The 612-nt window shown below is 60.1% G+C and carries 1 protein-coding gene; it reads right to left on the minus strand.

Going from position 1 to position 612, the window contains the following annotated elements; all coding sequences use genetic code 11:
• A partial coding sequence (locus ENZ75_RS33635; protein WP_164888271.1) for a DMT family transporter occupies window positions 1-525 on the minus strand: 525 nt, incomplete at its 3' end.
• Window positions 526-612: the final 87 nt, after the last annotated feature.

Consider the following 612-nt stretch of genomic DNA (forward strand, 5'->3'; position numbering starts at 1 on the left):
GGTGAACGGCCGCGCATGCACCTGCATGTGCCGGCCCAGCTCGACTGCCCAGAGCGCATAGCAGGCAGCCGAGAGGACAGCGGTAAGATCGCCACTGCTGAACCCGGCTATCCCATCCGACAACAGCAGGGCTCCAACAAGGGTCAATCCGGCGGCGATTGTAAGACTCGCTGTCGGACGTTCGCCTACGAGAAACCAGGCGGCCAGCGGTGTCATTACCGTTGCCGTGCTTACCAGGAAGCTCGCATTGGTGACGGAGGCCCCGAGATAGCAAAGCTGCTGGAGCGTGATGGAGATGGCAAACAGCGCGCCCACCTTGGCCAAGCTGGAAAAATAGTCCGGCCCGAGCGGAAGCCGCTTCTCCATGAAGACAAAGGGCAGCACAAGCAGCCCGCCGATCAGGCATCGCAGACCCACAGCACTCAGCGCGTCGAGATGCACAAGCACCATCTTTTGCGAGACATTGCCGAAGCCCCACAAAGCGGCTGCAAACAGCAGCAGCAAATTGGCTCTTGTCCTGGACACGCGCCCCCCTCGAACCAAGCCTTTCGTTGACTTGGTCGCCTTAATTTAGCAAAGCCTAAACAGCCTGCCGTTACGGCAGCGCTTGAG

Source organism: Mesorhizobium sp. M7A.F.Ca.CA.002.04.1.1 (genome assembly GCF_004022805.1).
GTDB lineage: Bacteria > Pseudomonadota > Alphaproteobacteria > Rhizobiales > Rhizobiaceae > Mesorhizobium > Mesorhizobium ciceri.